The sequence below is a fragment of the Salinispora sp. H7-4 genome (assembly GCF_013416675.1).
Lineage (GTDB): Bacteria > Actinomycetota > Actinomycetes > Mycobacteriales > Micromonosporaceae > Micromonospora > Micromonospora vitiensis.
Map to the genome: position 1 here is coordinate 30,493 of NZ_JABZED010000003.1, position 15,366 is coordinate 45,858.

Annotated in this window: 16 protein-coding genes, 1 tRNA gene, 1 other RNA gene and 1 pseudogene; 9 read left to right on the forward strand and 10 right to left on the reverse strand. The window is 67.6% G+C overall.

All coding sequences use genetic code 11. The annotated features are described in order from the left end of the window. Positions 1-6: 6 nt before the first annotated feature. The 5 genes from H0524_RS02015 to ffs all read right to left on the reverse strand — a co-directional run bounded on the left by H0524_RS02015 (position 7) and on the right by ffs (position 5,815). Positions 7-1,668 (reverse strand): ABC transporter substrate-binding protein, encoded by a 1,662-nt coding sequence (locus H0524_RS02015; protein WP_180197154.1) that lies wholly within the window; start codon positions 1,666-1,668, stop codon positions 7-9. 309 nt (positions 1,669-1,977) lie between these two features. Continuing rightward, entirely contained in the window at positions 1,978-2,571 is a 594-nt protein-coding gene (gene recR, locus H0524_RS02020) for a recombination mediator RecR (protein WP_018218002.1), read from the reverse strand. A 7-nt stretch (positions 2,572-2,578) separates the two neighbouring features. Then, positions 2,579-2,887, reverse strand: coding sequence for a YbaB/EbfC family nucleoid-associated protein (locus H0524_RS02025; protein ID WP_218941301.1), 309 nt, complete (start codon positions 2,885-2,887; stop codon positions 2,579-2,581). Between the two features lie 122 nt (positions 2,888-3,009). Beyond that, positions 3,010-5,559, reverse strand: a complete 2,550-nt coding sequence (locus H0524_RS02030) for a DNA polymerase III subunit gamma and tau (RefSeq protein ID WP_180197156.1) — start codon at positions 5,557-5,559, stop codon at positions 3,010-3,012. A gap of 165 nt (positions 5,560-5,724) precedes the next feature. Then, positions 5,725-5,815: signal recognition particle sRNA small type (ffs, locus tag H0524_RS02035), an RNA gene on the reverse strand. Between the two features lie 82 nt (positions 5,816-5,897). Here ffs and H0524_RS02040 point away from each other — a divergent pair. Continuing rightward, positions 5,898-5,982 (forward strand) — tRNA-Ser (locus H0524_RS02040). Positions 5,983-6,299: 317 nt separating this feature from the next. On the opposite strand, the gene H0524_RS02045 is transcribed toward H0524_RS02040, so the two are convergent. Continuing rightward, positions 6,300-7,337, reverse strand: a complete 1,038-nt coding sequence (locus H0524_RS02045) for a peptidyl-alpha-hydroxyglycine alpha-amidating lyase family protein (RefSeq protein WP_180197584.1) — start codon at positions 7,335-7,337, stop codon at positions 6,300-6,302. Positions 7,338-7,893: 556 nt separating this feature from the next. Here H0524_RS02045 and H0524_RS24410 point away from each other — a divergent pair. The 6 genes and pseudogenes from H0524_RS24410 to H0524_RS02070 form a co-directional block, all read left to right on the forward strand. Next, a pseudogene (locus H0524_RS24410) lies at positions 7,894-8,034 on the forward strand (helix-turn-helix domain-containing protein); the annotation flags it as partial. A gap of 216 nt (positions 8,035-8,250) precedes the next feature. Further along, positions 8,251-9,030 carry a hypothetical protein gene (locus H0524_RS02050; RefSeq protein WP_309225013.1) on the forward strand — a complete coding sequence of 260 codons (780 nt, stop codon included), beginning with the start codon at positions 8,251-8,253 and terminating at the stop codon, positions 9,028-9,030. A 95-nt stretch (positions 9,031-9,125) separates the two neighbouring features. Continuing rightward, positions 9,126-9,305 carry a hypothetical protein gene (locus tag H0524_RS02055; RefSeq protein ID WP_180197158.1) on the forward strand — a complete coding sequence of 60 codons (180 nt, stop codon included), beginning with the start codon at positions 9,126-9,128 and terminating at the stop codon, positions 9,303-9,305. Then, positions 9,305-9,532 (forward strand): hypothetical protein, encoded by a 228-nt coding sequence (locus H0524_RS02060; RefSeq protein WP_180197159.1) that lies wholly within the window; start codon positions 9,305-9,307, stop codon positions 9,530-9,532. The genes H0524_RS02055 and H0524_RS02060 overlap by 1 nt, the downstream gene beginning before the upstream one ends. A gap of 156 nt (positions 9,533-9,688) precedes the next feature. Next, entirely contained in the window at positions 9,689-10,576 is an 888-nt protein-coding gene (sigJ, locus tag H0524_RS02065; protein ID WP_180197160.1) for an RNA polymerase sigma factor SigJ, read from the forward strand. Between the two features lie 90 nt (positions 10,577-10,666). Beyond that, positions 10,667-11,026: a DoxX family protein gene (locus H0524_RS02070; protein WP_180197161.1), complete on the forward strand. Its 360-nt coding sequence runs from the start codon at positions 10,667-10,669 to the stop codon at positions 11,024-11,026. Between the two features lie 47 nt (positions 11,027-11,073). On the opposite strand, the gene H0524_RS02075 is transcribed toward H0524_RS02070, so the two are convergent. Genes H0524_RS02075 through H0524_RS02090 form a run of 4 tightly spaced genes read right to left on the reverse strand, consistent with a single transcriptional unit; the run spans position 11,074 to position 12,836 of the window. Then, positions 11,074-11,400, reverse strand: coding sequence for a hypothetical protein (locus tag H0524_RS02075; RefSeq protein WP_180197162.1), 327 nt, complete (start codon positions 11,398-11,400; stop codon positions 11,074-11,076). Then, positions 11,387-12,118 carry a hypothetical protein gene (locus H0524_RS02080; RefSeq protein WP_180197163.1) on the reverse strand — a complete coding sequence of 244 codons (732 nt, stop codon included), beginning with the start codon at positions 12,116-12,118 and terminating at the stop codon, positions 11,387-11,389. Before H0524_RS02080 ends, H0524_RS02075 begins: the two co-directional genes overlap by 14 nt. Beyond that, positions 12,115-12,477, reverse strand: a complete 363-nt coding sequence (locus tag H0524_RS02085) for a WXG100 family type VII secretion target (RefSeq protein ID WP_180197164.1) — start codon at positions 12,475-12,477, stop codon at positions 12,115-12,117. Before H0524_RS02085 ends, H0524_RS02080 begins: the two co-directional genes overlap by 4 nt. Next, on the reverse strand, positions 12,474-12,836 hold the full coding sequence (locus H0524_RS02090; RefSeq protein ID WP_309224975.1) for a hypothetical protein: 363 nt from the start codon (positions 12,834-12,836) through the stop codon (positions 12,474-12,476). The genes H0524_RS02085 and H0524_RS02090 overlap by 4 nt, the downstream gene beginning before the upstream one ends. A gap of 193 nt (positions 12,837-13,029) precedes the next feature. On the opposite strand from H0524_RS02090, the gene H0524_RS02095 reads away from it, so the two are divergent. Both H0524_RS02095 and H0524_RS02100 read left to right on the forward strand, forming a co-directional pair. Continuing rightward, positions 13,030-13,740 carry a class I SAM-dependent methyltransferase gene (locus H0524_RS02095; protein ID WP_180197165.1) on the forward strand — a complete coding sequence of 237 codons (711 nt, stop codon included), beginning with the start codon at positions 13,030-13,032 and terminating at the stop codon, positions 13,738-13,740. 311 nt (positions 13,741-14,051) lie between these two features. After that, positions 14,052-15,353: a right-handed parallel beta-helix repeat-containing protein gene (locus H0524_RS02100; protein WP_180197586.1), complete on the forward strand. Its 1,302-nt coding sequence runs from the start codon at positions 14,052-14,054 to the stop codon at positions 15,351-15,353. The last annotated feature ends 13 nt before the right edge of the window (positions 15,354-15,366 follow it).

The window sequence follows — 15,366 nt, forward strand, 5'->3', positions numbered from 1 at the left end:
GTTAGATCAGGACTTGAACTCAGCGTTGGCGAACCGCTCGTCGGTGAGCGGGCTGGCCTTGACACCGGTCACGTCCTTGCCGAACACGATCGTCGGCGGCGAGTGCGAGACCGGCACACCGGGCAGGAAGTCCATGATGGTCTTGTTCAGACCCTTGTACTTCTCCACCCGTTCCGCCGCATCGACGGTGGAGTCGGCGTCCTTGAACTGCTCGAAGAGGGCCGGGTTGTCGAAGCCCCACTCGTCCTTCTGCCGGTCGAAGAAGGTGCCGATGAAGTTGTAGGCGTCGCCATAGTCGCCGGTCCAGCCGAGGAAGTGCAGGTCGTGCTCGCTACCGGAGGTGGTGGCGTTGAGGTAGTCCGGGCTCCACTTCAGCGGGATCGGCTCGACCGTGATGCCAGCGGCCTCGAGGTCCGCCGAGACCAGCTCGAAGAGATCCTTCGGGTTCGGCATGTACGGACGGGTGACGTCGGTCGGGTAGTGGAACCGCAGCGTCAGGTCCGCCGCGTCGGCCTCGGCCAGCAGCTGCTTGGCCTTGTCGACGTCGTAGTCGTAGGTGGTGACGTCGCCGTTCCAACCCTCGACCGTGTCCGGGAAGAAGTTCGTCGCGACCTTCGCGCCCGGGGGCAGTTTCGAGTCGACCAGGGCCTGCCGGTTGATCGCGTGGGCGATCGCCTGCCGGACCTTGAGGTCGGCCAGCTTCGGGTTCCCCTCCTGGTTCATGCCCAGGTAGAGAATGTTGAACGCCGGCCGGGTCAGGACATTGAAGCCCTCGCTCTTCAGCGGCTCGACATCAGCCGGCCCGACCAGGTCGTAGCCGTCGACGTCGCCGGAGCTCAGCGCCTGCTTGCGCGCGTTCTCCTCCGAGATGGTCTTGAAGATGAGGGTCTTCAGCTTGGCCTTGTCGCCCCAGTAGTCGTCGTTGCGCTCGATGGTGAGCGACTTGTTGGCGATGTCCCAGGTCTTGAACTTGAAGGGCCCGGTGCCGGTCGGGTGCTTGGTCGCGTACTCGGGGTACTGGACGTCCGTCGCGGTGCCACCGATGTTGTCCGCGTCGTACTTCTCCAGCGCCGTCGGGCTGTGGATGGAGAACGACGCCAGCATCAGGGCGGCCGGGACCTTGCTGGACGCCCGGGTGAAGGTCAGGTCGACCGTGGTGGCGTCCTTGGCGGTGCAGGACTTGAAGAGGCTCTCCGAGAGCCCTTCGTCCTCGTTCTGGGCGTAGCCGCCCATCACGTCCTGCCAGTAGGCGGTCACGTCCGGGCTCTGCATGAGGCCCGTGGCGTTGTACCAGCGATTGAAGTTGACGCAGACGGCCTCGGCGTTGAAGTCGGTGCCGTCGTGGAACTTCACGCCCGAGCGGAGCTTGAAGGTCCAGGTGGTCCCCGCCTCGTCCGGAGTCCAGGACTCGGCCAGGCCCGGGCTCACCTTGGTGCCACCCTCCTCGGGACGGACCAGGGTCTCGAAGATCTGACGGGCCACCCGCAGCGACTCACCGTCGCTGGCGAAGCTCGGGTCGAGCACCTTCGGGTCAGAGGCGACACCGAAGACAAGGGTGTCGTTGTTACTACCGCCGGAATCCTCGCGGTCGCTCTCGGCGCAGCCGGCTACCGCGAGGGCCGCGACCGCGACGGCCGCGACAGCAGCCTTCGGCCTGGATGCACGCATGGGTGCTTCACCTCGTCCTTGTGGATACGGACAACGCGGTGACCGGGGTCACCGATGGCGGGAACCATAGCCGTCCGGCCAACGCCGCGGAAACTGCCGGGTGGACAGTCGATGTCGGGTCGCGGCTTTTCGCCGCCCAGACCGAAGGATCGAAGGAAAAGCGACGATCTTCCCGAATGATCGGCGGCCGCGATGCGAAACTGTTACGTCATTCCGGCCCTGGAAGACCTCAGGTGTTAGATCAATACGACCCCCGTTGATGCGGTGCCAGCAGGGCCCAGGCCGCTGGCCTGGGATGCCAGCGGGGGGTCAGACCGTCCGGCGCCCCTCGAAGGCACGACCGAGGGTGATCTCGTCGGCGTACTCCAGGTCACCGCCGACCGGCAGGCCGCTGGCCAGCCGGGTCACGGCGATACCCATCGGCTTCACCATCAACGCCAGGTAGGTGGCGGTCGCCTCACCCTCGGTATTCGGGTCGGTGGCCAGGATCAGCTCCCGCACCGCGCCGCCGCCCAGTCGGGTCAGCAACTCCCGGACGCGCAGATTGTCCGGCCCGATCCCCTCCAGCGGGTTGATCGCGCCACCGAGGACGTGGTAACGGCCGCGGAACTCACCGGTCCGCTCAATCGCCACCACGTCCTTCGGCTCCTCCACCACGCAGAGCACCTCATCGGTACGGCGTGGATCGCGACAGATCCGGCACTGCTCGGACTCGGCCACGTTGTAGCAACTGGTGCAGAAACGCACCAGCTCCTTGACCTTGCGCAACGCGTCGGCCAGCCGGTTGATGTCGGCCGGATCCGCGGACAGGACATGAAAGGCGATCCGCTGGGCGCTCTTCGGGCCAACACCCGGCAGTCGGCCCAGCTCGTCAATCAGATCCTGGATGGCGCCCTCGTACATCGTCGGCTCAGAGACCGGGCAGGCCGAGGCCGCCCATGCCGCCGGCCACCGGCCCCATCTTCTGGTCGGTCAGCTCCCGGACCGCCTCGGCGGCGTTCCGCACCGCCGCGACCACCAGATCCTCCAGGGTCTCGACATCCTCCGGGTCGACCGCCTTGGGGTCGATCGTGACCGACTTGAGCTCGCCGGTGCCAGCGACGGTCGCGGTGACCAGGCCACCACCCGCGGCACCGGTCAGCTCCGCCTCGGCCAGCTCGGCCTGCGCCTGGGCGATCTGCTGCTGCATCTTCTGCGCCTGCTTCAGCATCTGCTGCATGTTCGGCTGTCCACCTGGGCGCACGAACGGCTCCTTAATCACTCGACCTGCTGCTAACACTGCTTACTGCTGATTACTGGTGTTCCTCACGGGTGTTGCTCCCCGCCGTCTGCACCGCTGACCTACCGGGACTCGACCTCGTCGATCCGCTCCGCGCCGAACGCCTCGCGGAGCAGCCGCACCGCCTGCTCCTCACTGGACTGACGGGCGGTCCGCTCATCAATCACCTCGTCCAGCGGCTCGTCTCCCGGATCGAACCCCTCATGCACCACCGCGGAAGCCGTACCACCACGCGGCGCACCGTCGTATTCCGGATCGTACGGCGGCTCGCCGGCCCAGTCCGGCTCCGCTATCCGTCGCGCCGGGGCGGAGGAACGCTGCGCCCGCCCCCCACCGGCAGCCGCCGCCCGGGCAGCGGCGATCGCACTACTCGCCGGGGAACCGCTCGTCGCGGACGGCCGGGATGCAGCCGCAGCGGCAGGCGCCGCACCCGCACCGGAGACCCGGCCACCACCCGCGGCCGACCCCGCCGCTGACGGCGCCGACCCCGCTGCTGACAGCGCCGGTCCCGGTGCTGATCCTGCCGACGCCGCTGCTGACGGAGCCGTGGCGGCCGAACCTGGCCCACCCGGGCGGGCGGTCGCGGGCCACTCCTCAGCCGCGCTGTCGACCGGCTCGGGCGAGGCAGCAGCCCCACCGGGGCGCGCCGGCTCCGGCCACTCCTGCTCCTCGGCGGCGAAACGCCGGACCGCACCGCCAGCCGCCCCACCGCCAGCCGCCCCACCACCGGCCGACGAGCGGGTCGGCGCGGCTGGAGCCGCTGCCGGCTCCGGCCGAGCCGGCGCGGCCGCAGGCCGAGCCGGGCCGCCGGCGCGGGGCCCGGCAGCAGGTCCGCCGACCCGCTCCCCAGCTACCTCGCACCTGATCTGCCAGCGCTCGCCCAGCTCCTCGTGGAGGGACTCGATGAGCAGATCCGGCTCGTTGGCGAGGGCCTGGGCGTGAAACGGATAACGGAAGGCCAACACGAGGGTCTGACCGTCGACCTCGTGGACCGTCGCCTCCCGCGCCCAGGCAGCGGCCTTCTTGCTCTTGCGGCCCACCAGGCCGACCACCTCCGACCAGCGCCGCCGTACGGCGGCCGCGTCGAGCGGGCCCGGGCCGGTCGTACCCGGCCGGGGCGGCTCGGGCGTGGCCGGGTCGGGCATGACCGCCGGCCGGGGGGAGGTACGGCGAGCATCGTCGGACACGGCCGGATCAGCCGGGCCCGGCGTGCTCGCGGACGTCGCGGTAGCCGCCGGGCGGGGCGGGGAGTCGGCCGCTGACACGGGAGACGGGGCGGTAGCCGGCGCGGAAGGCGTACCAGCTGCCGGGGCGGGGGCAGCCGGCGGGGCGGACGAGCCAGCAGCCGGCGAGGCGGAAGCCGGCGCGGGGGCAGTGGCCGGCGGGGCGGAAGCTGGCGCGGGGGCAGTGGCCGGCGGGGCACCGGCACCGGCACCGGCACCGGCACCGGCAAGCGTGAGCCGACGCTCCAGAGTTTCGAGGCGTTGCAGGAGGCCAACGGTCGAGTCGTCGGCGCCGGGCAGCAGCAGCCGGGCGCAGATCAGCTCCAGCAGCAGCCGGGGGGCGGTGGCACCCCGCATCTCGACCAGGCCGTCGTGCACGATGTCGGCGCACCGGGACAGGGTGCCCGGCCCGAGCCGCTGCGCCTGGGCGGTCATCCGCTCGATCTGGTCGTCCGGGCCGTCCACCAGGCCCTTCGGCGCGGCGTCCGGCACCCGCTGGAGGATGATCAGATCCCGCAGGCGCTCCAGCAGGTCAGCGGCGAACCGGCGCGGGTCGTGACCGGCGCCGACGATCCGGTCAACGGTGGCGTACGCCGCCGCACCGTCCCCCGCGGCGAGCGCGTCGCACATCTCGTCGATCAGCGCCGAGTCGGTGACACCGAGCAGCGCGGCGGCCCGGGCGTAGGTGGCCCCCTCCGGGCCTGCCCCGGCGATGAGCTGGTCGAGCACCGAGAGACTGTCCCGGGCGCTGCCGCCACCGGCCCGCACGACGAGGGGGAAGACCGCCGGCTCAACCTGGACGCCCTCGGCCTGGCAGAGCTGTTCCAGGTACGGCCGGAGCACCTTCGGCGGGATCAGCCGGAACGGGTAGTGGTGGGTCCGCGACTTGATCGTGCCGAGGACCTTCTCCGGCTCGGTGGTGGCGAAGATGAACTTGACGTACTCCGGGGGCTCCTCGACCAGCTTGAGCAGCGCGTTGAAGCCGGCCGACGAGACCATGTGCGCCTCGTCGATGACGTAGATCTTGAAGCGGCTCTGCGCGGGCGCGAAGAACGCCTTCTCGCGCAGCTCCCGCGCGTCGTCAACGCCGCCGTGACTGGCCGCGTCGATCTCGATGACATCGATCGAACCGGCGCCGTCGGTGGCCAATGCCCGGCAGGAGACGCAGGTCCCACAGGGCTCCGGGGTCGGGCCGTGCTCGCAGTTGAGCGACCGGGCCAGGATGCGGGCACTGGAGGTCTTGCCACAGCCACGCGGCCCAGAGAAGAGGTACGCGTGATTGAGCCGCCCGCTGCGCAGTGCCTGCGACAACGGCTCGGTGACGTGCTCCTGCCCGATAACCTCGGCGAAGGTACGTGGTCGGTACTTGCGGTAGAGCGCCAGCGCCACAGCGTCCCGCCTCCTCTCGACCGAGCCATTCTGCGCCGGTCCGGCCCGGGTGACCACCCGCCCCGCTGACCCCGGGGCAAGGAAGGAACCGGATTGACGCCCGCGTTAACAGAAGGAGCCCTTGCTGACAAGGCAGCTCAGCGGCAGGTGCCGACGGCGGCACCGAAAGGCCCCCCGTGCACCCGCCAGAGCCCGCTTATCCTTGCTGCCTTCCGGCCCTGGGGAGGTTCACGAGATGCACGCCGCACGGGGGGGTGCAGACAGCCTACCCGACCGGATGTCGATCAACGGGGGGTGGTGGGGCGGGCGCCCCCGGCGGGACCTGTATCCTGTTCGGCGGAGGATTCGCCTAGAGGCCTAGGGCGCACGCTTGGAAAGCGTGTTGGGTTTACACCCTCACGAGTTCGAATCTCGTATCCTCCGCTCGCGGTGAGCGCGTAAAAGCGCAGGTCAGGCCCCGGTTCACGCCGGGGCCTGACGATCTTTAGGGGACAGGGCAGGGGCAGGGGTCACTCCGCAGGCTTCCCAGGCCTCCGCGACAACCGCTTCAACACCCCCGCCACGTACCCCCTTCGCTGAGAGCGACCGGCGAGCTTAGAGCGACCGGCGATGGGTCCAGGATGCGGACGGGCGGGCACCCGCGGGCAGTGAACTGCAACGGGTCCATCAATCATCAAAGTTGCCTTCTACCTGTACCACCCGCCGACTCCGTCAACCCCCTACTGCCGTCGCGGGACTATTCACTGGGAAGCCCATCGCCACAGGGGTGCGCCGGCAAGAGCGGCCACGTAAATCTCCCCCCGGACACCGATGGCGAGTTGGTGGGGGTTGGCGCGCTGATCAGCTAGCGCCCACCGGTGGGTGACCTGCCCGGTGGTCGACAGCCGGCACACGTAGCCGCGCTGCTCACCGTTGTTCTCATCCAGGAGATCTCCGCCGTCGAGGACGTAGACCGCGTCGTCTGGACCGATCGCGACGTCGTAAGGACGGCCCAGGGCGCTGCTGTGCCACACGTGCCGCACCGACCCGTCGGCATTGAAGACCTGCACTCGTGCGTTGCGCCGGTCGGCGACGTAGACAGCTCCATTGCTGTCCAGGGCCACGCCATGCGGAATGTTGAATTGTGCGGGCTGGTCACCGAGTTCGCCCCACTGGCGGGTCAGCACGCGGTCCGTGTCGAACCGGGCCACTCGGGAGTTGCGGTAACCATCGGTGACGACGATGGACCCGTCGGCCGACACGGCCACGTCGGTGGGGCGGGCGAAGATGTACTCGTCGAGGGTGCACGGCAGGTTGCTGAGGACGTTGCGTACTCGCAGGCAGGTTTCCAGTCCGGTGGGGTAGTCGTTGCCCAGTTCACCGACCTGCCGTCCCGCCGCGTCGAACGTGGTGATCTTGTTAGTACTGACGTCGGTGACCCAATACCGTCCCTCACCGTCGGCGGTGATCGAGTGAGGGGAACGAAACCGTCCCGCTCCCCAAGTCCGACGCACCGTGCCGTCGCGCGGGTTCAGCACGACGACCGTGTCCGTGTCGATGACCGCGTCGTGGGCGAACGCGGTGCCCGCCCGGTGCAGCAGAGCTATCTCCCCGGTAGGCCCCACCGTGATTCCGGTACCGACGCGCGCCGTGGCAGGTAGCCGTCCCCACGGCCGTAACAGCCGGTCCTCGGGGATGGCGCCCACCGCAGGATCGCTGACCGTGGCTGCTGAGGGCGGATCGCCCCAGAGCGTGGCGCCGGCGGCGGTGAGCAGACCAAGACAACTACCGGTCAGCACGGCGCGGCGCGACAGTTGGGGGCGGGTCGAGCGTTTCGACGGCGGTTGCGACGACATGGTTTCACCCTGCCCATGCGCTCCCCCCAAGATCAATCAGGTGTTCCCCGGACCGAATCGCTCAGGTGTTACCCGTACGAATCCTGAGCACCTCATCAGGGCACGGGCGTCCAGGCCCGGGTCCTTGGGCGCCTCACCCGCGCGACCGATCCGCCCTTCCGGAGGAACGGGGGTAAACATCGCACCGCCTACTGCCGGGGTCGCTCTTAAGCCCCCACGCCGCCTCCTTCAGCCCTGCGGCGCCGCGACCTCGGTACGAGTCTGCCGGAGCTGGGCGCCAAGATCACCCACACTTCCCTGCTGAAAAGCCCTGAAACATCGATCTCCTTCCCAGCGTAGTCCCGTAGTCGCACGCTGAAATCACACGACGTGGCCGGATGGATCACGCAAGGTGTCCGCAGACAGCACGACGGGCAGGTGGGGAGTACCGTCGATGGCGGTGGCCCGCCGGGGTTGAGGCCGGTGGCCCGCCGCCCCGACCTCAACCTGGGGGAACCCGATGCCGGCGATCGTTGACCCCTGTTTTGGAGCTGAACTTCGCCAGCTGCGCACAGTTGCGGGAATCAGCCTCCGCCACCTCGCATCCCTTGCCCTGTCCAGTCGAGGGCATCTGCATGACATTGAAACTGGCCGTCGACAACCCACCCTGGATCTCGCTGAACGGTTGGACGACGCGCTCAACAGCGGCGACCGGCTCACCCGCTTGATCCGTCCAGCCCTGCCGGCAGGTCAGCCGGCTGACCGCCTGGCCTACGCCCAAGAGCACCCTCGCCGGGTTGAGCCCGCCACTCTCGACGCCCTCACCGATGCACTCGCCGCACACCGCCGCCTCGAAGACAGCATTGGCGCTGCCGCGGTGCTCCCAGCAGTCCGCATCCAACTCAACCTCCTCACCGACTTGACCACCGAAGCGCGCGATGGCCCGCGGCCTCGTCTCGTGGATTTGGCCGCCCAATGGGCCCAGTTCGCGGGCTGGCTAAACGCCGCCGTCGGACACCCACGCGCGGCTGATCGCTGGTACTCCACCGCTTTGGGGTGGGGTACCGAGGTTGGCAACTCGAACATGATCGCCACGGTGTTGAGCATGCGTGGACACCTGGCGTGGCAACACCGCCGACCGGGACCTTTGATCGGGTTGTCGGCGGCAGCCCGGCGGCAACCAGCCAGCCCGGGCGTACGGGCGCTTGCCGCTCAGCAGGAGGCGCGAGGTCACGCCCTGATCGGAGCGGCCTCCACCGCGATCGGGCTGCTCGACCAGGCTATTGATCTCGCCATGCAAGCGACCGCGGCTCCAGATCAGGAGCCGCCATGGATCTATTTTCACTCTCTGGACTACCTGAAGATGCAGCGCGGCCTGACCTATCGGCTGCTCGGCGACAGCGCCCTGGCAGTCGAGCACCTTCGCGCCGGCCTGCACGGATTGCCGCCGTATGCGAAAGGTGCGGCATGGACCGTCCCCTACAGATTGGACCTCGCGGCAACGCTGGCCGAACGTGGCGACGTCAGCGCCGCACTTGAGGCGTACGAACGGGTGCAGGTCATCGCGGAGACGACCGGAACAGGGAATCTGGCCAGGCGTGTCGAGTCCGCCGTTCGCAATATGTCCGCAGCAAACCTGCGGACACACACCACCTAGCAGTAATTTCCCCCTCACGGAAAGCTCCCGAATGAGGGCGGCCATAGCCAGAGTCCGGGCCGTCTCACCGCTATCGACGCTGCGGGAGCACGCACATGATCCGACTATTCCGCCGACTCCGCCGCCAGCCCGCACGGTTGGACGCCGTCGGTCCCGCTACCCGGTACGCGGCACGGGCCGGCGCCTACTCCCCGCTGCACAATCAGCCGACGGTCATCTTCGACAACCGGCCGTTGCTGACCCCGCTGGCCCGGCAACGGGCAAACCGCCGGTGATGGCCACCCACGCCCGGCCCCGCCTCGGACTGTCGACGGTCCAGCTATGCAACCGGATGATCCTGTCCGCCCGGCGGATCATCACCGAACACTGGCCGCGGGTGGACCGGTGCCCGATCTGCGGATCCGGGTGGCCGTGTCCGCCCACCGAGACCGCCTACGACTACCTCGCCACGGTCGGGCAGGGCAACTGGGTGCCCCCGCAACGCGCCGGGAGCAGACGTTGAGTCCCAAGCAACTGCTCCCGATGCACCCGGCTGCGTTGGATAGGAATCCGAGCACATCGGATCGAGGAGGCCCCCGTTCCACCGCCGGTCGGGAGGAACGGGGCCTTCATCCGACGAGAAGACCGCGCTGGCGAAGTTCGGGCCAACAGCCGGATCATGGGTCGGGTGGCTGAGGAAGTGGCAGGGGCCCCGCACGAGGCGCCCTTCATGAGGCACCGTGGCCTGTTGTACGCGGTCGCGTACCGGACGCTCGGCAGCGCCAAGGAGGCCGAGGACGTGGTGCAGGAGACCTGGCTGCGGTGGAGTCGGGTCGATCCGGCCACCGTTGCGGACGCCGAGGCGTTCCTGGTTCGGGTGACTGTCCGACTGGCGATCGACGAGCTCCGCAGCGCCCGGGTACGACGGGAGGCGTACGTCGGGCCGTGGCTGCCGGAGCCCATCCGCACTCGACCGGACATCGCCGACGACGTGGTCCTCGCCGATTCCGTCTCCACCGCACTACTGCTCGTCCTGGAGGCGTTGTCCCCGCTGGAACGTGCGGTGTTTGTGTTGAGGGAGGCCTTCGGGTACCCGTACGCCGAGGTCGCGCAGCTCCTGGGCCGCGGCGAGCCGGCGGTACGGCAGCTTGCGCACCGGGCCCGGAAGGCGGTGGAGAACCGCCACCGCCGCTATGACAGCGACCCGGCGACCCGGCAGCAGGTGACCGAGCGCTTCCTGGCCGCCTGTTCCGGTGGTGACATCACCGCGCTGATCGGCGTGCTGGCCCCAGACGTGACGATGGTCAGCGACGGCGGCGGCTTCACGGGTGCGCCGCGCAAGCCCGTTCACGGTTCGGACCTGGTGGCCCGGGCCATCGTCGTGCTCTCCCGGCAGCAGCCGGTCGGTTCGACGAGCGGGGTGCTACCCGTCAACGGTGGCCCCGGTGTGGTGGTCCGCTGCGACGGAGAGACCGTGCTCGTGATGACCCTGCACCTGGCGGGGGGCCTGGTCCAGACCATCCACGTGGTCAGCAACCCGCAGAAGCTGACCGGGATAGCCGGGTGACCTGGCTCACCCGCGGCCGCGTCACAAATCGGGTCGCCATCTCGTCCGTGAACGACTGACAACACCCCTGTCCTGTGCACGGAGGCAACGATGTTCGCAACGTATCTTGTCGTGACCCTGCTCGCCGCGGCCCTCACCGGTTCGGCCGCCGTCGCCAACCTGATCGGGCACGAGTATCCAAAGATGGAGGCGGACCGCAACCGGGTTCCCCGGTCGTGGGTACGGCCCCTGGGGGTGCTCCTCGGCGCCGGTGCGGTCGGCCTGCTGGCCGGGTTCGTCGTGCCGGTCCTGGGCACCCTCGCGGCGGCCGGTCTGGTCCTGTACTTCCTCGGTGCGCTGGGCGCACACGTGCGGGCCGGCAATTTTCGGCTCGGTGCCTGGGCACTCTTCTTCGTGGTCGCTCTCGCCGCGCTCACCGTCAACCTCGCCTATGCCGCCGTGGTGGGCTAACCAGCGGCCGGGTCTACGGTTGTACTACAAGGTTCCGGAGATATTCCTTACTGCTGATCATGGCCGGTGAGGTCCGTCGCCAGCTGCGCAGCTTGTTCGGCGAGGCGTTGTTGCTCCTCCGGGTCGAGGTTTTGTTCCCAATCTCTGAAGTGGTGGAAACGGCCAAGGATTTCGTCGCCATAGGCATCGCTGGCGGCGACTTGCCGGAGGTCGGTGTGGCCGGCGAGGACACTGCCTGCCATCTCTTGCAAGTCCTTGCCCGCGATGCCGTCGCGTAGGTGGGCGAGGCTGGAGTAAAGGATCTTGGCTAGGCCAGGGTCGCCTTCAGTGAGGTCGAGGAACTGCTGTTCTGGCCGCGACTCAGATTGCGTCATGGAGCACCGGACTGGTGTAGGGCTGATCCGGCAGCGGAAACTGGGACAAGTCGCCTCCCTGTTCGGCGAGGGTCTTTATGAAGCTGAAGAATCCCATGATGACGGTGCCGCCGGTTTGAATCTTCAATGCGGCATCGTTTATTTTTTTTGACAATTCGATGGCCTGCCAGGCGGCGATGCCGTAGCCAGCGAAGGCACCGACACCGGTTTTGATAAGCGCGGTTCCGGCAGCGGCGCTGACACCAATAATAATAGCCTTGTCAATGATCATTTTTATTAGGCCACCGACAACGTCGGCCAAGAGCCAGATAGCACGCGCGGCCTCGTGGTAATTCTCCTTGATCTGGCTCAGGACAATATTCTGCTGGACGGTTGCCACGGCAAGTTGGCGGAAGTAGACAAAGGCGGCGTCAGCGGCTTGCCCATCCCAATTCCCGTCCATCTGGGAAGCTACCAAGCTGACGTTGCGACCGATTGCCTGCAAGCTTTGGCCGAGGTTGCCGTAGGCATCCCCCGCCTTGTAGAAGGCTTCCCAATCGCCGACGAAGAAGTTGGTGACGTGGCCGATGAGGTCGTAGCCCGCGACTTCCTTGATTATTTGGTTCACCCAGTGGGATACGCTAATGGCGTCCAGGATGCCGAGCGGGTTGGCAAAGCCTTTAGTCAGCGAGGCATCCGGCTGGTTAGGCTCGACGAGAAAGTTGGTAGGATCGATCACGGCAGGGGTCCATTCATCGGTCGCCCATCGGTCGCCTCAAAGGCGCTGCGGTCAACGGCCGGGTAGGTAGCGTCCAAACGGGCGGCGTTGTCTAGGTCGGTCTGCCGGTAGTGCGTCGCGATGCTTTGCAGCCCGTCACCCGACTGTCTCAAAACCTCAACCAGGTGAGTTAGTCGATCGTTCATGGCGTTGACAAGTCGCTCGTGCGCGGGCCAAAATTCACTTAAGAGCCCTTGCTCCTGTACAGGCATGTCCGTGTGCTTGACGATGTAGGCCTTGGCTTCCTGCGCATCGTCGTTCGCGTTCTTTATTTCTCTCGCGGCGCGTTCCACGATGCTGGGGTCAACGAAGAAGGTCACGACAGGCCATCCTTGATAAGGCCCGTCACAAGGAGTAGCACCGCAGCAGTCAGCAATGCTAGGGCCATGATCCGGCCATGCCGTTTCGACTCAACGTTGTTGGCGGCCCGGTAGACGCCGATACCCGTTAGCGCAGCCACACCAAGCGGCAACGTCACCGACATGGCCCGGAAAAACGACCAGGGATTAAACACACGGCGGTCGTCACCAGCAATGACCAGTTGATAGGCCAAAAAACCTAGGCCTACCAGGCAGAAGAAAAACAGCACCATCGAAAGCAGTGCTACGCTTTTGCGGAAGTCATGCCATTGGTCCAGCTTTTCAGGTACCGCCGCCCGCTTCACCGTATCACCACTCACGGCGCGACCATGTCACAGAGCTACCGCGAGGCGCTACCCCGCTCAGACACCGTCATTGGGGCCTTACCGGAGGATCGCCGTGCCGCTCCTGGGCACCGTCGCGGCGGCCGGTCTGGTCCAGTACTTCCTCGGCGCGCCAGGCGTACACGTAAACCCATGGAGAGTTCGCGCCGCTGCGCGTAGAACCGACGACATGACGGACGCCGTGGGGCCGGGACCGCAGTACGACGCGTTCGCCGACGAGTTCTTGGAGCACGCACGCGAGGGCCTCTACAACGCTCACTACGACCGGCCGACCTGCCTGCGGCTGCTGGGTGCGGTCGCTGGGCGCACGGTGCTGGATGTGGCCTGCGGTCCCGGGCTCTACGCCGAGGAGCTGGCCGCCCGGGGCGCCCGGGTGATCGGGCTGGACCAGAGTCCGCGCATGATCCAGCTGTGTCGAGAGCGCGTCCCCGCTGGCGTCTTCCACGTACACGATCTTGCTGACCGGCTGCACTGGCTGCCGGACGCCTCGGTGGACCTGGTCTTGTTCGCGCTCGGGCTGGAGTATGTCGATGACCGAACCTCGGCGCTGCGGGAGTTGCGGCGGGTGTTGCGGCCGGATGGGGCGCTCGTGCTGTCCCGGCTACACCCCACCGGTGACTGGCTTCGGCATGGCGGCAGCTACTTCGACGTGCGCGTTGTCGACGAGACCTGGAGCAGGGGCTGGCAGGTGCGCTATTGGCTGGCCCCGCTGGAGCGGACCTGCGAAGAGCTACACGAGGCGGGCTTTCTGATTGAGCGGCTGCTGGAGCCACGACCGGCCGCCGAAGGGGCGCTGGTCGATCGAGACCGCCACGAGCGTCTGCTGCGGGAGCCGGTCGGGTTCCTCGCGATCCGGGCGCTGCCAGCCCCGGGGCGGTAGCGCCCCAGCCGGCGCTACCGCCCCGCTGGGACACGCGGCAGCGCGCTATCCACGTGACCCCTTGACTGGTTTGGGCATATTTTTCGTATTCATGTCTTTATCAGGTCTATGTCAGGTTTAACTCAGCGGTGGCTGCTACCGCCGGCCTGGTAGCCGAGGAGCATCGCACCGGCCAGCCCCGGCATGGTGGCTTCTCGTCCATGACGGGGAAGGAGACCGAGACCACGATGAGCCATCAGGAGCACACGCACCAGCCCGACCCGGCTCGATCTGGTGGACGCCGGGGGCGGTCCCGGTGGTGGGCTGTCGGAGTGACGGGCCTGGCCCTCACCACCGCCAGTGTCGCCGCCACCCCGGCCGCCCCTGCGGCCGGACGCACCCGCGCCGCTGTCGCCGACCGCCCCGCCACCGACGAGCACCGCGGCCAACTCGATGGCGGCAAACCCAGCCACCAGAGCAGGGAGGACCCGGGAAAGAAGGGCGGGACGTCACCGGGCGTACCGGTGCCCTGCGACGCGGACGCCCTGATCGCTGCGATCACCCTGGCCAACGCCCGCGGTGGGGGCGTGCTCGACCTGGCCCGGGACTGCACCTACCTGCTGACCGCGAACATCGACGGCGCCGGCCTGCCCGCAATCACCAGCCCGATCACCCTCAACGGGAGTAAAGGCACCACCATCGAACGCGCCGCCGCGGCTGACCAGTTCCGCGTCCTCACCGTCAACGCCGGCGGCAACCTCACCCTCAACCATCTGACGATCACCGGCGGCCAGACCACCGGCGCTGGCGCTGACGGCGCTGGCCTCCTGGTGGACGCGGGGGGAGCGTTGACCACTAGTCACAGCACCATCACCCGCAACATCGCCAGCGACGCGGGTGGCGGCATCGCCAACAACGGCACCGCCCGCCTCCGGTCCTCCAAGGTCAGCCGCAATACCGCCGACTCTTCCGGCGGAGGCGTCTTGAATTCCGGCCTACTCAATATCAGCAAGTCCGGCATCCACTCCAATACCGCCCTGGTGGGCGCCGGGGCCACCAGTACGGGAACTGTCCTGATCGAACACAGCAGCATCTCCGGAAATAGCGCCCGGGAAGCCAACGGCGGCCTTTTCGTCGAAAGTGGCACCGCTACGGTCACGGACAGCAGGGTTACGAAAAACAGCGCCACCGAGGTGGTCGGCGGCATCCTCGCGGGCCTGGACACAGAAGTAACGCTCCGTTCGGTTACCATCGCCGACAACGTGTCCCTGACCGCAATCGTCGGCGGCCTGGGGGTGGACGACGGCGCCTCCGTCGTCGTCGACGCCAGTGTTATCAAGAACAACAACGCCAGCTTCGAGGGCGGCGGCATCTACAACCTCTCCGAGCTGGTACTACGAAACACGAAGATCTTCGGCAACCAGGCCGGAATCCAGGGCGGTGGCATCTACAACGAAGACATCGGAACCGTCACCCTCTTCACCACCAAGGTCACCAAAAACATCGCCGGCGAGGATGGCGGTGGCATCTACAACGAGGCGGGCGGCACGGTGAACCTGAACACCGCCACCGGCACCGTCGTGGTCAAGAATCGACCGAACAACTGCGTCGAGGTTCCCGGCTGCGCCGGTTAGTAGTCGAGTACTG